The organism is Streptomyces olivaceus, from assembly GCF_000721235.1.
Lineage (GTDB): Bacteria > Actinomycetota > Actinomycetes > Streptomycetales > Streptomycetaceae > Streptomyces > Streptomyces olivaceus.
Map to the genome: position 1 here is coordinate 81316 of NZ_JOFH01000026.1, position 15890 is coordinate 97205.

Sequence of the window (15890 nt, forward strand, 5' to 3'; positions counted from 1 at the left end):
CGCTCAGAACCTCTCCGGGAAGATCAGGGCGAGGACGAGGTAGCCCAGCAGGGCGACGGCCACGATCAGGCCGACGGTGTTCTCGGCGGTCACAGCTTCGTCACCCCCTTGGCGACGAGAGCCACCAGCGCGAAGACCGCGACCGTGGTGACGACGAAGGCCAGATCGGCCATCGTGAGCTCCTGAGTGAGTTCGGTTGCAACTAGGACGCTTCGAGGAAAGCCCCTGCATGACCGAAAAGGACCACCGTTGACGGGTCTCATACGGTGGTCTGTACGCCTTTGACGGCTCTCTTACGAGGTTGCCCGCCCCTCCCGCAAAGGGAGAGGTGAAGTGCCTGTTCCCGGCACCACCGTCCTCGTGCGGAAGGTGTCAGGGTGGACCGCATGAACGGCGACGAGGACGAGACGACGGCGCACGCCTGGAACGCCCTCGGCGGGCCGACCGAGCTGGTCGACAAGGTGTCGTACGAAGAGGCGAGTGGCGTGCTGCCCGCGCGTCTGCCGGTGCGGGAGCTGGCGCGGGCCACCGTGGGGGTGTGCTCGCTGGCGGCCGCTGAGCTGCTGGCGCGGCGGAGCACCGGACCGGTACCGGCGGTCCGGGTCGCCGAGGGAGCGGTGGCGACGGCGTTCGTCAGCGAGCGGCACCTGAGGGTCGACGGCCGGGCCGCCAGGTCCTTCGCGCCGCTGTCCGGCTTCTGGCGCGCGGCGGACGGCTGGGTGCGGACCCATGCCAACTACCCGCACCACCGTTCCCGGCTGCTCGGCGCGCTGGGCATCTCCGACACCGGCGACGACCGGGCCCTGGCCGGGCTCCTGTCGGCCGAGCTGGCCACCCGTTCGGCGCATGCGGTGCAGGAGGCCGTCTATGCGGCGGGTGGCCTGGCGGTGGCCGTGGGTTCGGCCCCGTTCGAGCCCGCACTTCCGCTGGTGGAGACCGGGCTCGTCGGGGAGAGCGGCCCGCGCAGGCTGCCGGTGGCGTCGCTGCCGGCCAGTGGTGTACGCGTCCTGGACCTGACCAGGGTGATCGCCGGGCCGGTGGCGACGCGTACGCTCGCGCTGCTGGGAGCCGACGTGCTGCGCGTTGATCCGCCTCGGCTTCCGGAGGACGAGGACGCCCATGCCGACACCGGCTTCGGCAAGCGCTCCACGCTGCTGGACCTCTCCGCTCCCGCGGACCGGGACGTCTTCGAGGACCTCCTCGGCTCGGCCGATGTCGTGATCACCGGCTACCGGCCCGGCTCGCTGGACCGGCACGGTCTGTCGCCCGAAGCGCTGCTGGCGAGGCGCCCCGGTTTGGCGGTGGCTCAGCTCTGCGCCTGGGGCTGGTCGGGGCCGTGGGCATCGCGGCGCGGCTTCGACAGCCTCGTCCAGGCCGCGAGCGGCATCGCGTCGATCGAGGCCTCCGCCGACGGCCGCCCGGGGGTGCTGCCCGCCCAGGCGCTGGATCACGGGACCGGCTACCTCCTGGCGGCCGCGGTCCTGCGCGCCCTCACGGACCAGCAGGCGACCGGCGGTGGACGGCATCTGCGGCTGTCTCTCGCGGGCACCGCGTCCTGGCTGCTGCACGACATCCGTCCGACACCGGGGCGAGGCGGCGTCCACGCACCGCGGCCTTGGCTGACCACGACCGCGACACGCCATGGGCTGCTCGACCACGCCCTTCCCCCGGTGCACTACGACGGGGCACCGCGGAACTGGGCGCGTCCGCCCACTGGATGGGGCACGGACCTGCCGGTCTGGATCTGACCGCTGTCCCCGCGTCCCCACCCACCGCGTGAAAGGCCGGAGGGCTCCGTCCGGGCCCGGGAGCCGGACCTGGACGGAGCCTCACTCGCTCCGGTGCTGCCCGCACGGGCCTCCGGCAACGGAGCCCCTCTCGGGGATCAGTCCTCGTAGGCGTCCAGCGGCGGGCAGGAGCAGACGAGGTTGCGGTCGCCGTAGGCCTGGTCGATGCGGCGCACCGGCGGCCAGTACTTGTCGGCGGCGGACACACCGGCCGGGAAGACGGCCTCCTCGCGGGTGTACGCGTGGTCCCACGCGCCGGCCAGGGTGCCGGCGGTGTGCGGGGCGCCGCGCAGCGGGTTGTCCTCGGCGGGCCAGTCGCCGGCGCCGACCTTCTCGATCTCCGCGCGGATGGCGATCATCGCCTCGCAGAACCGGTCCAGCTCGGCCAGGTCCTCGGACTCGGTCGGCTCGATCATCAGGGTGCCGGCCACCGGGAACGACATCGTCGGCGCGTGGAACCCGTAGTCGATCAGCCGCTTGGCGACGTCGTCGACGCTCACGCCGGTCGCCTTGGTCAGCGGGCGCAGGTCGATGATGCACTCGTGGGCGACCAGACCGCCCGGCCCGGTGTAGAGCACCGGGAAGTGCGGCTCCAGGCGCTTGGCGATGTAGTTGGCGGACAGCACCGCCACCTGCGTGGCGCGCTTGAGTCCCTCGCCGCCCATCAGCCGGACGTACGACCACGAGATCGGCAGGATGCCGGCCGAACCCCAGGGGGCCGCGGAGATCGGCCCGACGCCGGTCTGCGGGCCCGCGGCGGGCTGCAGCGGGTGGTTGGGCAGGTACGGCGCCAGGTGCGAGCGGACGCCCACGGGGCCGACGCCGGGACCGCCGCCGCCGTGCGGGATGCAGAAGGTCTTGTGCAGGTTCAGGTGGGAGACGTCCCCGCCGAAGCGGCCGGGCTTGGCGAGGCCGACCAGGGCGTTGAGGTTGGCACCGTCCACGTAGACCTGGCCGCCGGCGTCGTGCACCTGGGCGCAGATGTCGGCGACGTGCTCCTCGAAGACACCGTGGGTGGAGGGGTACGTGATCATCAGCACGGCCAGCTCGTCGCGGTGCTGCTCGATCTTGGCCCGCAGGTCCTCGACGTCGATCTCGCCGTCCCCGGCGGTCTTGACGACGACGACCTTCATGCCGGCCATCACGGCGCTGGCCGCGTTGGTGCCGTGCGCGGAGGACGGGATGAGGCAGACCGTGCGCCGGTCGTCGCCGTTGGCCCGGTGGTAGCCGCGTACGGCGAGCAGGCCCGCGAACTCGCCCTGCGACCCCGCGTTGGGCTGGAGCGAGACCTTGTCGTACCCGGTGACCTCGGCCAGCCGCTCCTCCAGCTCGCGGATGAGGGTCAGGTAGCCCTGCGCCTGGTCGGCGGGCGCGAAGGGGTGCAGGGCACCGAACTCGGGCCAGGTGACCGGCTCCATCTCGGTGGTCGCGTTGAGCTTCATCGTGCAGGAGCCCAGCGGGATCATGCCGCGGTCCAGCGCGTAGTCGCGGTCGGCGAGCCGGCGCAGGTAGCGCAGCATCGCGGTCTCGGAGCGGTACTGGTGGAAGACGGGGTGGGTGAGGAAGTCGTCGGAGCGCAGCAGCGCTCCGGGCAGCGTCTCCTCGGTCGCCGCGTCCAGCGCCTCGACGTCGCCCTCGACGCCGAAGGCGTTCCACACGCCGCCGGCCTGGGCGCGGGTGGTGGTCTCGTCGCAGGCGAACGACAGGTGGTCGGCGTCGACGAGCCGCAGGTTGACGCCGTTCTCGCGGGCGGCGTGGACCACCTCGGCGGCCCGGCCCGGAACCCGCACGGTGACCGTGTCGAAGTAGGCGCCGTGCACGATCTCGACGCCGCCGGCGGCGAGACCGGCCGCGACGACCGACGCGTACCGGTGGGTGCGGCGGGCGATGGCCCGCAGCCCCTCGGGGCCGTGGTACACGGCGTACATGCCGGCCATGACGGCGAGCAGCACCTGCGCGGTGCAGATGTTGCTGGTGGCCTTCTCGCGGCGGATGTGCTGCTCGCGGGTCTGGAGCGCCAGGCGGTAGGCCTTGTTGCCGTCGGCGTCCACGGAGACGCCGACCAGGCGGCCGGGCAGGCTGCGCGCGAACTTCTCGTGGACGGCCATGAAGCCGGCGTGCGGCCCGCCGAAGCCCATCGGCACGCCGAAGCGCTGGGTGGTGCCGACGGCGATGTCCGCGCCCAGTTCGCCGGGCGAGGTGAGCAGGGTGAGGGCGAGCAGGTCGGCGGCGACGGTGACGAGCGCGCCGAGCTCGTGCGCCCGGTCGATCACCGGCCTGATGTCGCGGACGGCTCCGGAGGCGCCGGGGTACTGGACCAGGACACCGTTGATCTCCCGCTCGGCGATCTCGGCCGGGATGCCCTCGCTCAGGTCGGCGACGACGACCTCGACACCGGCCGGTTCGGCGCGGGTCCGTATCACGGCGACGGTCTGCGGCAGGGCGTCCGCGTCGACCAGGAACAGGCCCTTCTTGTTTTTGCCCATGCGCCGCGACAGCGCCATCGCCTCGGCGGCGGCCGTGCCCTCGTCGAGCAGCGACGCCCCGGAGGTGGGCAGACCGGTCAGCTCGGCGACCATGGTCTGGAAGTTGAGCAGGGCCTCCAGGCGGCCCTGGGAGATCTCCGGCTGGTACGGCGTGTAGGCCGTGTACCAGGAGGGGTTCTCCATGACGTTGCGCAGGATGACCGGCGGTGTGAAGGTGCCGTAGTAACCGAGGCCGATCATGGAGTCGAGGACCTGGTTGCGGTCGGCCAGGGAGCGCAGCTCGGCCAGTACCTCCGCCTCGGAGCGGGCGCCCGGCAGGTCCAGCGCGTCGGCGTTCTTGATCACGTCCGGCACCGCGGCGGCCGTCAGCTCGTCGAGCGAACCGTAACCGACCTGCGCGAGCATCTTGGCGCGGGCCTCGTGGTCGGGGCCGATGTGGCGCTGTTCGAACGGCGCTGCCTGTTCGAGTTCGGTGAGCGGGGTGCGATGGGCGGTCATTGCGGAGGCCTCCTGGTCTGACGACCTTCGAGGGGCACCACGGCGCGGGTACCCGGACGGCCTCCCCCTCTGTCATCTCGACCTGAGAGCTTCACCGGGACGGCCCGAGGGCACCCGGCTTTCACCGTCGGTGAGAGCGGAAGCCGTCGACACCCGCTCTGCTTTCCAGAGTGACCTCGTCCGTGCGGTACGTGGGCCTGAGAGATTCCGGGGAGGATTTGCTCCTTCGGCGCCTCCGGTGATGTCCGGAGGACTCTCCCGCACGGGGTCAGCGGCCGTTTGCCAGCGTACCAGCGAGGCCGAGGCGCGAACCTTCGAGTGGCCGAGCGGCCATATGTGGTTTTTCGTAGTTCTTACGGATGATTCGGCGGCCGGTGTGCGACCCCGGTGCGGCCCAGTGGTGCGATCAGAGTGGTGCGATCAAGTGGAGGGCCCCGTGCGTACTGACATCGATCCGCGGAACCTGATCGGCCGCAAGGCGTTCGACCGCGAAGGCGCCAGGATCGGCACCGTGGACGAGGTGTACCTGGACGATGCCACCGGCGTCCCCGAGTGGGCGGCGATACGCACCGGCCTGTTCAGCAGGGACGCCTTCGTGCCCCTGGAGCCGAGCGAGCTGGTGGACGGCACGGTGCGGGTGCCCTTCGACCGGTCCCTGATCAAGGAGGCACCCGACTTCGGCGTCGGCCGGCATCTCTCGCCGGAGCAGGAACTCCAGCTCTACCACCACTACGGGCTCGACGTGGCGGCCCCTCCCCCGCTCCCCGACCGGGACTTCGGCAAGCTGGCGGGCAAGGGCAACGACGAGGGCTGACGTCCCGCCCCCGCCCCACCGGGTCTTCGCGACGCGGGCGGAACCAGCGGCAGCGGGTCGGCGGGGGTCAGGTCGGGGTCGTCCATCGGGAAGGTCCGCACCCGGCCGGTCTCGGAGTACGGCGTCTCGAACCGCACGGTGACCCGCCCGAGACCGCTGCCCTGCACCCACCCGTGCCCGTGCCGCGCGTGCCGGACGTCGTGTCCCGACGGCCACCGGCGCTCGGCGGGGGCCGGCCGCGGCTCGGCGGCGGGCTCGGGCTCCGGCTCCGCGGCCGGCATCTCGTCCCGGCCGCCGGCCGCCTGCGCGAACAGGTCCTCCTGCGTGTAGTCGGCGAGACCGCTCACGCCGACCCCGAGCAGCCGCACACCGCCCGTCGTGTCGACCGAGTCCAGCAGCCGGGCGGCCGCCTCCCGCACCACCGACGTGTCGTCCGTGGGGCCGCGCAGGGTCTCGGAGCGGGTGAGCGTGGAGAAGTCGTACCTGCGGACCTTGAGCACGATGGTCCGCCCGGACAGTCCGGACCCGCGCAGCCGCCGCACGCACCGGTCCGCCAGCCGCTCCACCTCGACGCCGACCCGCACCCGGTCGTGGATGTCCACGTCGTAGGTGTCCTCCACGGACACGGACTTGGTCTCCCGCTCGGCCACCACCGGCCGCTCGTCGCGGGCCAGGGCCATCGCGTGGAGGGCGTGTCCGTGCGCCCGGCCCAGCAACCGCACCAGCTCGTCCTCGCCCGCCTCCGCGAGTTCACCGACCGTGGTGATGCCGGCCCGCCGGAGATGGTCTCCCGTCGCCGGCCCGACCCCGGGCAGGGTCCGCACCGTCATCGGCTCCAGCATGGCCCGCTCGGTCCCCGGCGGGATCAGGACCAGCCCGTCGGGCTTGGCCTCCTCTGAGGCGATCTTGGCCAGCATCTTGGAGGCGGCCAGGCCCACGGACCCGGTGAGGCCGGTGACGGCGCGGATGTCCGTGCGCAGCTTCGTCCCGGCCAGCCGCGCGGACTCCGCGTCCCGGGCCGAGCCGCCCGCCTCCAGGTCCACGAAGGCCTCGTCCAGGCTCAGCGGCTCCACCAGCGGGGACAGCTCCCGCAACAGCGCCATCACCTGCTCGCTGATCGACCTGTACAGCTCGAAGCGCGGCACCAGGTAGGCCGCGTTGGGGGCCAGCCGGCGGGCCTGGCCCATGGGCATCGCCGAGTGCACGCCGAAGACCCGGGCCTCGTACGAGGCGGTGGCGACCACTCCGCGCGGGCCGAGACCGCCCACGACCACGGCCTTGCCGCGCAGGCTCGGCTTGGACGCCTGCTCCACCGAGGCGAAGAAGGCATCCATGTCGAGATGCAGGATCGTGGGCGAGGTTCTCACACCTCTGATGCTGCCCTACGCCACTGACAACGCCGACGACGGCGCCGCCCGGCCCGGGACCGTGCCGGGCTCGGCACCGGTGCTCAGACCGCCCTGTTGCTGCGTCGCCGGGCCAGTTCGTCCGCCGGGTTGTGGCCGACCAGGGTCTCCCCCGTGTCGATCCGCTCGCCGTGCAGCTGCGACAACGCGCCCTCGACGTCCCGCCACACGACGCCGACGGCGATCCCGAAGACGCCCTGACCGCCCTGGAGCAGCGCGTGGACCTCGTCGGGCGAGGTGCACTCGTGGACGGTGGCGCCGTCGCTCATCAGCGTCATCCGCTCCAGGTCGCGGAAACCGCGTTCCCGCAGGTGCTGGACGGCGGTGCGGATGTTCTGGAGCGACACCCCGGTGTCGAGGAAACGCTTGACGATCTTCAGCACGACCACGTCGCGGAAGCTGTAGAGACGCTGTGTCCCCGAGCCGTGCGCGGGCCGCACACTGGGCTCGACCAGGCCCGTACGGGCCCAGTAGTCGAGCTGCCGGTACGTGATGCCGGCGGCCGCGCAGGCCGTCGGCCCGCGGTAGCCGATCTGCTCCGAAGCCATGGCGGCCGCCCCTTTGCCCGTCGGCACGGCAGCCGCTCGCTGCGGGGCCGGATCGGCCGCGCCGCCGTGCTGGGGGTACCCCCCGTCCGTGCGGAGCCGTGAGCCCGGGGGAGGGTACGGACCACTCACCCCGAGACCGTGCCCGGGGCCACCCCCAGCCGTACCGTCGCCGCTGATTCTCACGCCGACCTCCGTCCTTGACCTGCCTCCTCGAAGGTAGGCAGTCACCAAGGGTGCGTCAACGATCGCCACACTCGGCACGCCGAGTGATAATCACCCTACGAGTGGTTTCGCGTGCCCTGTCTCGGGGAAAGGCTGGCCGAATGTGCCCGTTCCCGGGCCCCGCGTCGCCCCTCGCCGTCATCGCCCACACCGGTCACTGGTTGCTGGTCCCGAAGTCCTCCGGGGAGATCTGGTCGAGGAACTCGCGGAACTTCTCCACCTCGTCCTCCTGCTCGTCCGGGATGGCGATGCCCGCGTCGTCGAGGACCGTGTCGCTGCCGTAGATCGGCGTCCCGGTGCGCAGCGCCAGCGCTATGGCGTCCGACGGCCGGGCGCTCACCTCGACGCCGGTCGCGAAGACCAGCTCCGCGTAGAAGACCCCGTCCCGCAGGTCGGTGATGCGCACTTCCGTGAGCTCCTGGCCGACGGCCTCCAGCACGTCCTTGAACAGGTCGTGCGTCAGCGGACGTGCCGGAGCCATGCCCTGCTGGGCGAAGGCGATCGCCGTCGCCTCCCCGGGTCCGATCCAGATGGGAAGGTAACGGTCGCCTCCTACCTCGCGCAGCAGCACGATCGGTTGGTTGGAGGGCATCTCGACCCGGACACCTACGACATCGAGCTCGTTCACACACCAACCCTAGGCCGTGCCCGGGACGTTTGGGTAGTCGGGCCGGGATCGGGTGGGCGATCCGGGGCCGCCGCAGGGTCCGGATCAGGGCAGTCGCACGCCGAGCGCGGTCTGCACCAGCGCCGCGTGCAGCCGCACGGCCAGTCCCGCCAGTTCCTTGGTACGCGCCTCGGCATGTGCCCTGGTCTGGGGGTTGCGGTGTCGTTTCAGCGGGGCGACCACCTGGTCCACGAGGCCCGCCTCCCGGTCGGCGGCCGCCTTCATCACCCGCAGGTGACGCGGCTCGATCCCGAACCGGCCCAGCTGGACCACCAGGGACGCCACGGTCACCGCCTCGGCGTCGTAGGCCCCGTCGGGCAGCGGGGCGAGCAGTCCGTAGGACTCCCACTCCGCCAGTTCCCGGTCCTCGATCCCGGCGGCGGCGAGCAGCTCGTCCCGGCCGATCCTGGCCACCGTCGGGCCCTCGGCCGGCTCCGGTGCGGCCTCCCCGTCCCGCTGCCGGCCCACGGTCGGCAGGGAGACGGCCTCACCACGCTCCACCGCGTCCAGATGGTCGCGGATGACCTTGAGCGGCAGATAGTGGTCCCGCTGCATGCGCAGCACCCGGCCGAGGCGCTCGACGTCGTGTGCGCTGAACTTCCGATACCCGGCCGGAGTCCGCCGCGGCTCGACCAGGCCCTCCGACTCCAGGAAACGGATCTTGGAGATGGTGATGTCGGGGAACTCGTCACGCAGCGCGTTCAGCACCGCGCCGATGCTCATCAGCCCACTGTCCGTGGCGGCGGTGCCGTGCTGCCCGGCACCGCCGCTCGGTGTATGAAGCATGGACCTTCCCTGGTGGTTCCCCGGGGCGGGACCCGGGGGCGGGTCAGTAACCCCGCTGGCTCGCGTAGAACACCAGCCGGTACTTGCCGATCTGCACCTCGTCACCGTTCGACAGGGCGACCTGGTCGATGCGCTCCCGGTTGACGTAGGTGCCGTTGAGGCTGCCGACGTCGGCGACGGTGAAGGAACCGTCCTGAGCGCGACGGAACTCCACGTGCCGGCGCGAGACCGTCACGTCGTCGAGGAAGATGTCGCTCTGCGGATGGCGCCCGGCCGTGGTCAGCTCGCCGTCGAGCAGAAAGCGGCTGCCCGAGTTCGGACCGCGGCGCACGACCAGGAGCGCGGAGCCGAGCGGCAGCGCGTCGACCGCCGCCTGCGCCTCGGGAGAGAGCGCCGGCACCGCCGTCTGGCCGGTGGCCTCCGCGTCGTACGCCTCCAGGCCGGAGATGGAGATCGTGGAGGTCGTCTCGGACGCACGCTCCGGGACCGCACCGGCACGCAGCGGAGCGCCGCAGTTGGAGCAGAAACGGCTGTTCTCCGCGTTGCGGTTGCCGCACCTCGTACAGACCAGGGCCGACATGGACGGATCCTCCTGCCGCGGCTGCCCCGCCGGGGCGTTCGACGCGTACGGGTCGGGGGTGAACCCTCCACCCGGACCTGAGGCTGAGGGCTGGCCGAAACCTATGCCGCCGGACTGAGCAGGGTCAACAGACGGCGCGCCGGGGCCACCCACCTGGTCCCGGAACATCGGGCGTGCGCCCTCCGCGTCGGGCTGGGCGCGATGGCGGGCGGTCGCGTTGTCGCCGCCCTCTCGCGCGCTCTTGCCGAACAACTTCGCAAACAACTTCACGGGCGATTCCCCTTGACCGAAACAGACCCGCCCGTGGGGCAGGACGAACCCTGACTGACCGTACTGGCCGACCCGGACATCTTCACAACGTCCGCCTCCACCAGACAGTTTCCACCACGCACCGCCCAATCGGTGCGCCGACCCCCCGCAACCTCATGCCCTCGCCGGACACCCCTCATGCACCGCCGCTTCACTGGGAGGACGACCGAGCGTAGTCAGGCCGCTCCGCCGCTCGCAAGGCATCCACGACGATCTTGCTCGACTGCTCAACAGTAACGGTGGCCTGTTCCTTTTCCAGAGTCTGCACCACACCTCCAGGAATGTTGAGAGCCGGTTCGAGGTCCTGCGGCTTGCCGATGACCTGGAAACGATAGGGCGCGTTGATCTTGTTCCCGTCCACGCTCACGGACTTGTCGGAGTCCGTGAGGTAGGTGCCCGCGACGACCCGCACACCGTTCACCTGGATCGCCTCCGCACCCGCCGCACGCAGTTCCTGGATCGCGTCGAGCAGCATGTCCGCCTCGACCGCTCCCTTCGTGTCCTCGATCGTCACCGTGATCCCGGGACCCTGCGCGGCCACGGTGCCCGCGAGGATGCCCAGTTGCCGCTCCTTCTCCAGCGTCTGCCTACGGGCCTCCTCGGCCTGGTCGGAGCTGTTCTCCAGCTCGTCCCGCTGCTTCTCGAGGCCCTGCTTCTCGTCTTCAAGACGCTGAGTACGGTCGTCCAGTTCATCGAGGATGCGCACCAGATCCTCCTGGCGGGCACCGCGCAGCGCGCCGTCGCTCTCGCTGTTCGAGGCCACCTGGACGGCGAGGCCGAACCCGAGACCGAACAGGAGCAGGGCGACGATGAGTTGGGCCCGGGTCAGGCGCGGCGGCCAGAGCCCCGCGAAGAGCCGGTCCCGGCCGGTGAGCCCGGCCGACGCCGACCGGTCCCCCTCCGGGGCGTCGCCCGCCGGGGTGTCCGAGGACGGCGCGTCCGCGGCCGGGGGCCGCGCCGGCGGCAGCTCTGCGGGCAGTTCCTTGCGCAGCCGGTTCGACGGCTGCCCGTCGTGATCGCTCATCGGTCTCACGCCCGGAACACGTGGCGCCGGATCGCCGCCGCGTTGGAGAAGATGCGGATGCCGAGGACGACCACGACACCCGTGGACAACTGGGCACCCACGCCCAACTTGTCGCCCAGGAACACGATCAGCGCGGCCACGACCACGTTCGAGAGGAACGACACCACGAAGACCTTGTCGTCGAAGATGCCGTCGAGCATGGCCCGCAGGCCGCCGAACACGGCGTCCAGCGCCGCCACGACGGCGATCGGCAGATACGGCTCGACGGCCGCCGGCACCTCGGGCCGGACCAACAGTCCGGCCACGACTCCCACGACGAGGCCCAGTACGGCGATCACGATGTGCCCTTCTCGGTTATCGGTTGTGCTGTACGTACGATCACACTCGGCGCGGCCGGCAGCTTGAGGTCCTCCGCGACGGAGATGGCGGTCCGGATGCCGTAGTTCTCCTGCAGGGCGTGCAGGTACAGCCCGTCGGCGCTGTCCTGGAAGGTGCTGCTCAGCCGCTCGCCGTCCCCCACCGCGAGCACCGTGTACGGCGGCACCAGCGGCCTGTTGTCGACCAGTATCGCGTCTCCGGCGGCCCTGATCGCCGACAGTGCCGTCAGACGCTGCCCGTTGATGGAGACCGCCTCGGCTCCCGACTCCCACAGCCCGTTGACCACGCGCTGCATGTCCCGGTCGCGCAGGCGCCCGGTGTCGGAGAAGTCCGAGGTCCCGCGCGCCTGCCCGTCGCCTCCCGTGCCGGCTTCCTTCGCGTCGTCCACCACGAGTTTCACACCGGGCCCGTGCACCTCGGAGGCACCCGACAGGATGCCCACCAGGTCGGACCGGTCGCCGTCGCCGCTCTTCTCCAGCGCCTCGCGCTGGCGGGCGCCGACGTCGTCCCGCAGCTCGTCGATGCTCTTCTCCAGTTCGTCGGCCGCCGAGGTCTCCTCCTCTATGCGGTCGACCAGCTCCTCGCGCTCCTTGGCCACGACGGGAGCGGCGACCCGTGCCTGGGCCGCGCCGACCGTGACGACCAGGGCCGCGAGCACCAGACCCGCCGCGAGTCCGAGCTTGGCCCTGAGGGTCTTGGGCAGGCCGCCGCTCCCGTCGGCCTTCTTCCGGGCGGCCGCCTCGGCGTATCCGTCGTCGAGGCTGTGGTCCATGACATTGGTGAGCAATGACATGGACGCGTCCGGACGGGCAGGCCGCGTCGATGTGCTCCGAACGGGGGGTTGCTGCGGCATGCCGCACATCGTCGCACGCCGCCGCCCCTACCTCCGAACGGCCCCACCGGCGTGCCGGACAGGCCCCCTTGGGGACACTTGTCCGGCACGCGCGCGTGCGGCGTCTTTACCGGCCCGCGCTGTCCACCACCGCGGACCACTCGTCGAGCAGCGCCTGCGCGGAGGCGTCGTCCGGGCCCTCGGCCCACAGGTGGGTCACCGCCTCCGCCGGGTCCGGCAGCACCATCACCCAGCGCCCGTCGGTCTCGACGACGCGCACCCCGTCCGTGGTGTCCACGGACCGGTCCCCGGCCGCCTCGACCACCCGTCGCATCACCAGGCCCTTGACCGCCCACGGAGTGGCGAGGTCGCGCTTGAGGACGTGCGCCCGCGGAATCCGAGCGTCGATCTGGCTCAGCGTGAGCTGGGTCCGGGCGACCAGCCCGATCAGCCGCACGAAGGCCGCCGTGCCGTCGTAGACGCTGCTGAACTCCGGGACGATGAAGCCGCCCTTGCCGTCACCGCCGAAGATCGCGCCCTCTTCCCCTCCGACCCGCGTGAGGTCGTCGGGCGAGGTCGTCGTCCACTCGACCTGCGTGCCGTGGTACGCCGCGACCTGCTCGGCGATCCTGGTGGTGGTCACCGGCAGGGCGACCCGGCCGCTGCGCCGCTCGGCCGCGATCAGGTCCAGCATCACCAGCAGCGCGCGGTCGTCCTCGATGATCCGGCCCTTCTCGTCGACGAGCGAAAGCCGCTCACCGACCGGGTCGAACCGCACCCCGAACGCGGCCCGCGAGGACGCCACTATCTCCCCGAGGCGGACCAGCCCCGACCGGCGCATGTCGGCCGTCTCGGTCGGCCTGGCCTCGTCGAGGCCGGGGTTGATGGTCAGCGAGTCGACCCCCAGCTTCCCGAGCAGGCTGGGCAGTACCAGTCCCGCACTGCCGTTGGAGGCGTCGACGACCACCTTGAGCCCGGAGTCCGCGATCCCGGTGATGTCGACGTTGCGCAGCAGCGACCCCGTGTACGAGTCGTACACGCTGGACGGGAAGTGCAGGTCCCCGATCTCTCCGGGGAACGCCCGCCGGTACTCCTGCCGCGCGAACACCCGGTCCAGCTTCCGCTGGCTGCCCTGCGACAGGTCGGCGCCCTGGCCGTCGAAGAACATGATGTCCACGGAGTCCGGCACACCGAGGGTGGTGCGGATCATGATCCCGCCGGCACTCCCCCGCGCGGTCTGCTGCCGCGCCACGGGCAGCGGTACGTTCTCCAGGTCGCGTACGTCGATGGCGCTGGCCTGCAGCGCGGAGATCACCGCCCGCTTGAGCGCACGGGCGCCGCGGGAGTGGTCGCGGGCCGTGGTGACGGTGGAGCCCTTCTTGAGGGTCGTCGCGTAGGCGCCTGCCAGCCGGACGGCGAGCTCCGGGGTGATCTCCACGTTCAGGATGCCGGACACCCCTCGGGCGCCGAAGAGGTGCGCCTGCCCCCGGGACTCCCAGATCACCGAGGTGTTGACGAAGGCGCCGGCCTCGATGGTCTTGAACGGGTAGACGCGGACGTTGCCCTGGATGATCGATTCTTCACCGACCAGGCACTCGTCACCGATGACCGCGCCGTCCTCGATCCGCGCGGCGCGCATGATGTCGGTGTTCTTGCCGACCACGCAGCCCCGCAGGTTGCTGTGCGGCCCGACGTACACGTTGTCGGCCACGACGGCCTTGTGCAGGAACGCACCGCTCTTCACGACGACGTTGGAGCCGACGATCGAGTGCTCCCGGATCTCGGCGCCGGCCTCGACCTTGGCGTAGTCGCCGATGTAGAGGGGTCCCCGCAGGACGGCGTCGGGGTGCACCTCCGCGCCCTCGGCCACCCAGACGCCGGGCGAGATCTCGAAGCCGTCGATGTCGACGTCGACCTTGCGTTCGAGGACGTCGGCCTGCGCCTTCACATAGCTCTCGTGGGTGCCGACGTCCTCCCAGTAGCCCTCGGCGACATAGCCGTAGACGGGCTTGCCTTCCTTCATCAGCTGCGGGAAGACGTCACCCGACCAGTCCACGGGCACATCGGGGTCCACGTAGTCGAAGACCTCGGGCTCCATCACGTAGATGCCGGTGTTCACGGTGTCCGAGAAGACCTGGCCCCAGGTCGGCTTCTCCAGGAAGCGCTCGACCTTGCCCTCTTCGTCGACGATCGTGATGCCGAATTCCAGCGGGTTGGGGACCCGCGTCAGACACACGGTGACGAGCGCACCGTTCTCCTTGTGGAAATTGATCAGATCGGTGAGGTCGAAGTCGGTCAGCGCATCGCCGGAAATGACGAGGAAGGCATCGTCCTTCAATGCCTCCTCGGCGTTCTTGACGCTTCCGGCGGTACCGAGTGGCTTCTCCTCGTTGGCATAGGTGAGCTCCATTCCGAGTTCCTCACCGTCACCGAAGTAGTTCTTGACCAGCGAGGCCAGGAACTGGACGGTGACGACGGTCTCGTTGAGCCCGTGCCTTTTGAGCAGCCGCAGCACGTGCTCCATGATCGGCCGGTTGGCCACCGGCAGGAGCGGCTTGGGCATGCTCGAGGTCATGGGACGAAGGCGAGTGCCCTCGCCGCCAGCCATCACGACGGCCTTCATGTCGGAAGCGTCCTCCTCTAAGAGATGACGGTTAAGCCGACTTCACCCGTCCAGGGTCCCGCACTTTTCCAGCGCGGGCCATCCGACCACCAGGACCGGACCATCAGCGAGTTCAATCGGCCGCGGTGTCCGCACGGACCAGGCGGCGCACCTGCACCACGTAGAGAACACCTGCCCACCAATACAGGGTTGTACCCCATCCGGCGAACGCCCATCCGAAAACAGCGGCGAGTGACGCGATCCACCCGCTTCCGTCACTCAGCAGAAGCAGCGGGAAGGCGTACATGAGGTTGAACGTGGCCGCCTTGCCCAGGAAGTTCACCTGCGGCGGCGGATAGCCGTGCCGGCGGAGGATGGCCACCATCACCAGCAGGACCGCTTCGCGAGCGAGAAGTACAAGGGTCAACCAGAGCGGGAGAATCTCGCGCCACGTGAGACCCACCAGCGTGGACAGGATATAAAGCCGGTCAGCCGCAGGGTCCAGGAGCCGGCCGAGGCTGCTGATCTGATTCCAGCGCCGCGCGAGCTTTCCGTCCAGGTAGTCGCTGACCCCGCTCAGGGCCAGCACCAACAGCGCCCAACCATCGCTCTGCGGGCCGCCGAACTCGGGCCGCAGGATGAGCCACAGGAAGAGTGGCACGCCGACCAGGCGCGCCATGCTGAGGATGTTCGGGATGGTGAGGACCCGGTCGGTCTGCACGCGGGTCTCCTGGACCTCCACGCGGGGGCCTCCTGGAGGGAAACGAGCCAATGATGCTCCCCGACCCTACCTCAACGCAAAAAAGCTCTGGCTCTCGGGCTGCGTGCCCAAGAGCCAGAGCTCTAAAAGAAGTTCGGCGGCGTCCTACTCTCCCACAGGGTCCCCCCTGCAGTACCATCGGCGCTGTAAGGCTTAGCTTCCGGGTTCGAAATGTAACCGGGCGTTTCCCC

15 protein-coding genes, 1 rRNA gene and 1 riboswitch are annotated in these 15890 nt (G+C 70.7%); of the genes, 2 read left to right on the forward strand and 14 right to left on the reverse strand.

The window, feature by feature from the left end; genetic code table 11:
* Positions 1-3: 3 nt before the first annotated feature.
* Both kdpF and IG94_RS42625 read right to left on the reverse strand, forming a co-directional pair.
* Positions 4-93, reverse strand: a complete 90-nt coding sequence (gene kdpF, locus IG94_RS39985; RefSeq protein WP_037761677.1) for a K(+)-transporting ATPase subunit F — start codon at positions 91-93, stop codon at positions 4-6.
* Positions 90-263 (reverse strand): hypothetical protein, encoded by a 174-nt coding sequence (locus IG94_RS42625; RefSeq protein WP_157852313.1) that lies wholly within the window; start codon positions 261-263, stop codon positions 90-92. Before IG94_RS42625 ends, kdpF begins: the two co-directional genes overlap by 4 nt.
* Before the next feature lie 123 nt (positions 264-386).
* On the opposite strand from IG94_RS42625, the gene IG94_RS0126590 reads away from it, so the two are divergent.
* Positions 387-1748, forward strand: coding sequence for a CoA transferase (locus IG94_RS0126590; protein ID WP_031042291.1), 1362 nt, complete (start codon positions 387-389; stop codon positions 1746-1748).
* A 137-nt stretch (positions 1749-1885) separates the two neighbouring features.
* Here the strand turns inward: IG94_RS0126590 and gcvP are convergent, their stop codons facing one another.
* The gene (gene gcvP / locus IG94_RS0126595; protein ID WP_031042294.1) at positions 1886-4771 is read right to left on the reverse strand and encodes an aminomethyl-transferring glycine dehydrogenase; all 2886 of its coding nucleotides are present in this window, start codon (positions 4769-4771) and stop codon (positions 1886-1888) included.
* A gap of 175 nt (positions 4772-4946) precedes the next feature.
* A riboswitch (glycine riboswitch) is annotated at positions 4947-5042 on the reverse strand.
* A gap of 165 nt (positions 5043-5207) precedes the next feature.
* On the opposite strand from gcvP, the gene IG94_RS0126600 reads away from it, so the two are divergent.
* Entirely contained in the window at positions 5208-5585 is a 378-nt protein-coding gene (locus IG94_RS0126600; protein ID WP_031042297.1) for a PRC-barrel domain-containing protein, read from the forward strand.
* Here IG94_RS0126600 and IG94_RS0126605 read toward each other — a convergent pair.
* The 11 genes from IG94_RS0126605 to rrf all read right to left on the reverse strand — a co-directional run.
* Positions 5501-6952, reverse strand: coding sequence for a DNA polymerase IV (locus IG94_RS0126605; protein WP_031042300.1), 1452 nt, complete (start codon positions 6950-6952; stop codon positions 5501-5503). The two genes, IG94_RS0126600 and IG94_RS0126605, sit on opposite strands and share 85 nt — an antisense overlap.
* Positions 6953-7035: 83 nt before the next feature.
* Positions 7036-7722, reverse strand: coding sequence for a MerR family transcriptional regulator (locus IG94_RS0126610; RefSeq protein ID WP_211269690.1), 687 nt, complete (start codon positions 7720-7722; stop codon positions 7036-7038).
* A 193-nt stretch (positions 7723-7915) separates the two neighbouring features.
* Complete coding sequence (locus tag IG94_RS0126615) at positions 7916-8389, reverse strand: bifunctional nuclease family protein (RefSeq protein ID WP_078535699.1); 474 nt, start codon at positions 8387-8389, stop codon at positions 7916-7918.
* An 84-nt stretch (positions 8390-8473) separates the two neighbouring features.
* A complete protein-coding gene (gene ftsR / locus IG94_RS0126620) occupies positions 8474-9214 on the reverse strand; it encodes a transcriptional regulator FtsR (protein ID WP_031042310.1) in 741 nt (246 codons plus the stop codon).
* 43 nt (positions 9215-9257) lie between these two features.
* The gene (locus IG94_RS40780) at positions 9258-10193 is read right to left on the reverse strand and encodes a zinc-ribbon and FHA domain-containing protein (RefSeq protein WP_078892428.1); all 936 of its coding nucleotides are present in this window, start codon (positions 10191-10193) and stop codon (positions 9258-9260) included.
* Between the two features lie 61 nt (positions 10194-10254).
* Complete coding sequence (locus IG94_RS0126630) at positions 10255-11127, reverse strand: DUF881 domain-containing protein (RefSeq protein WP_031042317.1); 873 nt, start codon at positions 11125-11127, stop codon at positions 10255-10257.
* 5 nt (positions 11128-11132) lie between these two features.
* On the reverse strand, positions 11133-11465 hold the full coding sequence (locus IG94_RS0126635; protein WP_003977440.1) for a small basic family protein: 333 nt from the start codon (positions 11463-11465) through the stop codon (positions 11133-11135).
* Complete coding sequence (locus tag IG94_RS0126640) at positions 11462-12298, reverse strand: DUF881 domain-containing protein (RefSeq protein WP_031042322.1); 837 nt, start codon at positions 12296-12298, stop codon at positions 11462-11464. The genes IG94_RS0126635 and IG94_RS0126640 overlap by 4 nt, the downstream gene beginning before the upstream one ends.
* A gap of 166 nt (positions 12299-12464) precedes the next feature.
* Positions 12465-14960, reverse strand: coding sequence for a mannose-1-phosphate guanyltransferase (locus tag IG94_RS44120; protein WP_031042325.1), 2496 nt, complete (start codon positions 14958-14960; stop codon positions 12465-12467).
* A gap of 112 nt (positions 14961-15072) precedes the next feature.
* Positions 15073-15681, reverse strand: coding sequence for a cardiolipin synthase ClsA (clsA, locus tag IG94_RS0126650; RefSeq protein WP_031042328.1), 609 nt, complete (start codon positions 15679-15681; stop codon positions 15073-15075).
* A gap of 110 nt (positions 15682-15791) precedes the next feature.
* A 5S ribosomal RNA gene (gene rrf, locus IG94_RS39745) occupies positions 15792-15890 on the reverse strand; the annotation flags it as partial.

Bases quoted from the DNA above. Each gene is read 5' to 3' on its own strand.
- IG94_RS0126640 (WP_031042322.1), bottom strand. From the start codon at position 12,298: ATGTCATTGCTCACCAATGTCATGGACCACAGCCTCGACGACGGATAC.
- IG94_RS0126590 (WP_031042291.1), top strand. From the start codon at position 387: ATGAACGGCGACGAGGACGAGACGACGGCGCACGCCTGGAACGCCCTC.
- IG94_RS0126630 (WP_031042317.1), bottom strand. From the start codon at position 11,127: ATGAGCGATCACGACGGGCAGCCGTCGAACCGGCTGCGCAAGGAACTG.
- IG94_RS44120 (WP_031042325.1), bottom strand. From the start codon at position 14,960: ATGAAGGCCGTCGTGATGGCTGGCGGCGAGGGCACTCGCCTTCGTCCC.
- IG94_RS42625 (WP_157852313.1), bottom strand. From the start codon at position 263: ATGAGACCCGTCAACGGTGGTCCTTTTCGGTCATGCAGGGGCTTTCCT.
- gcvP (WP_031042294.1), bottom strand. From the start codon at position 4,771: ATGACCGCCCATCGCACCCCGCTCACCGAACTCGAACAGGCAGCGCCG.
- ftsR (WP_031042310.1), bottom strand. From the start codon at position 9,214: ATGCTTCATACACCGAGCGGCGGTGCCGGGCAGCACGGCACCGCCGCC.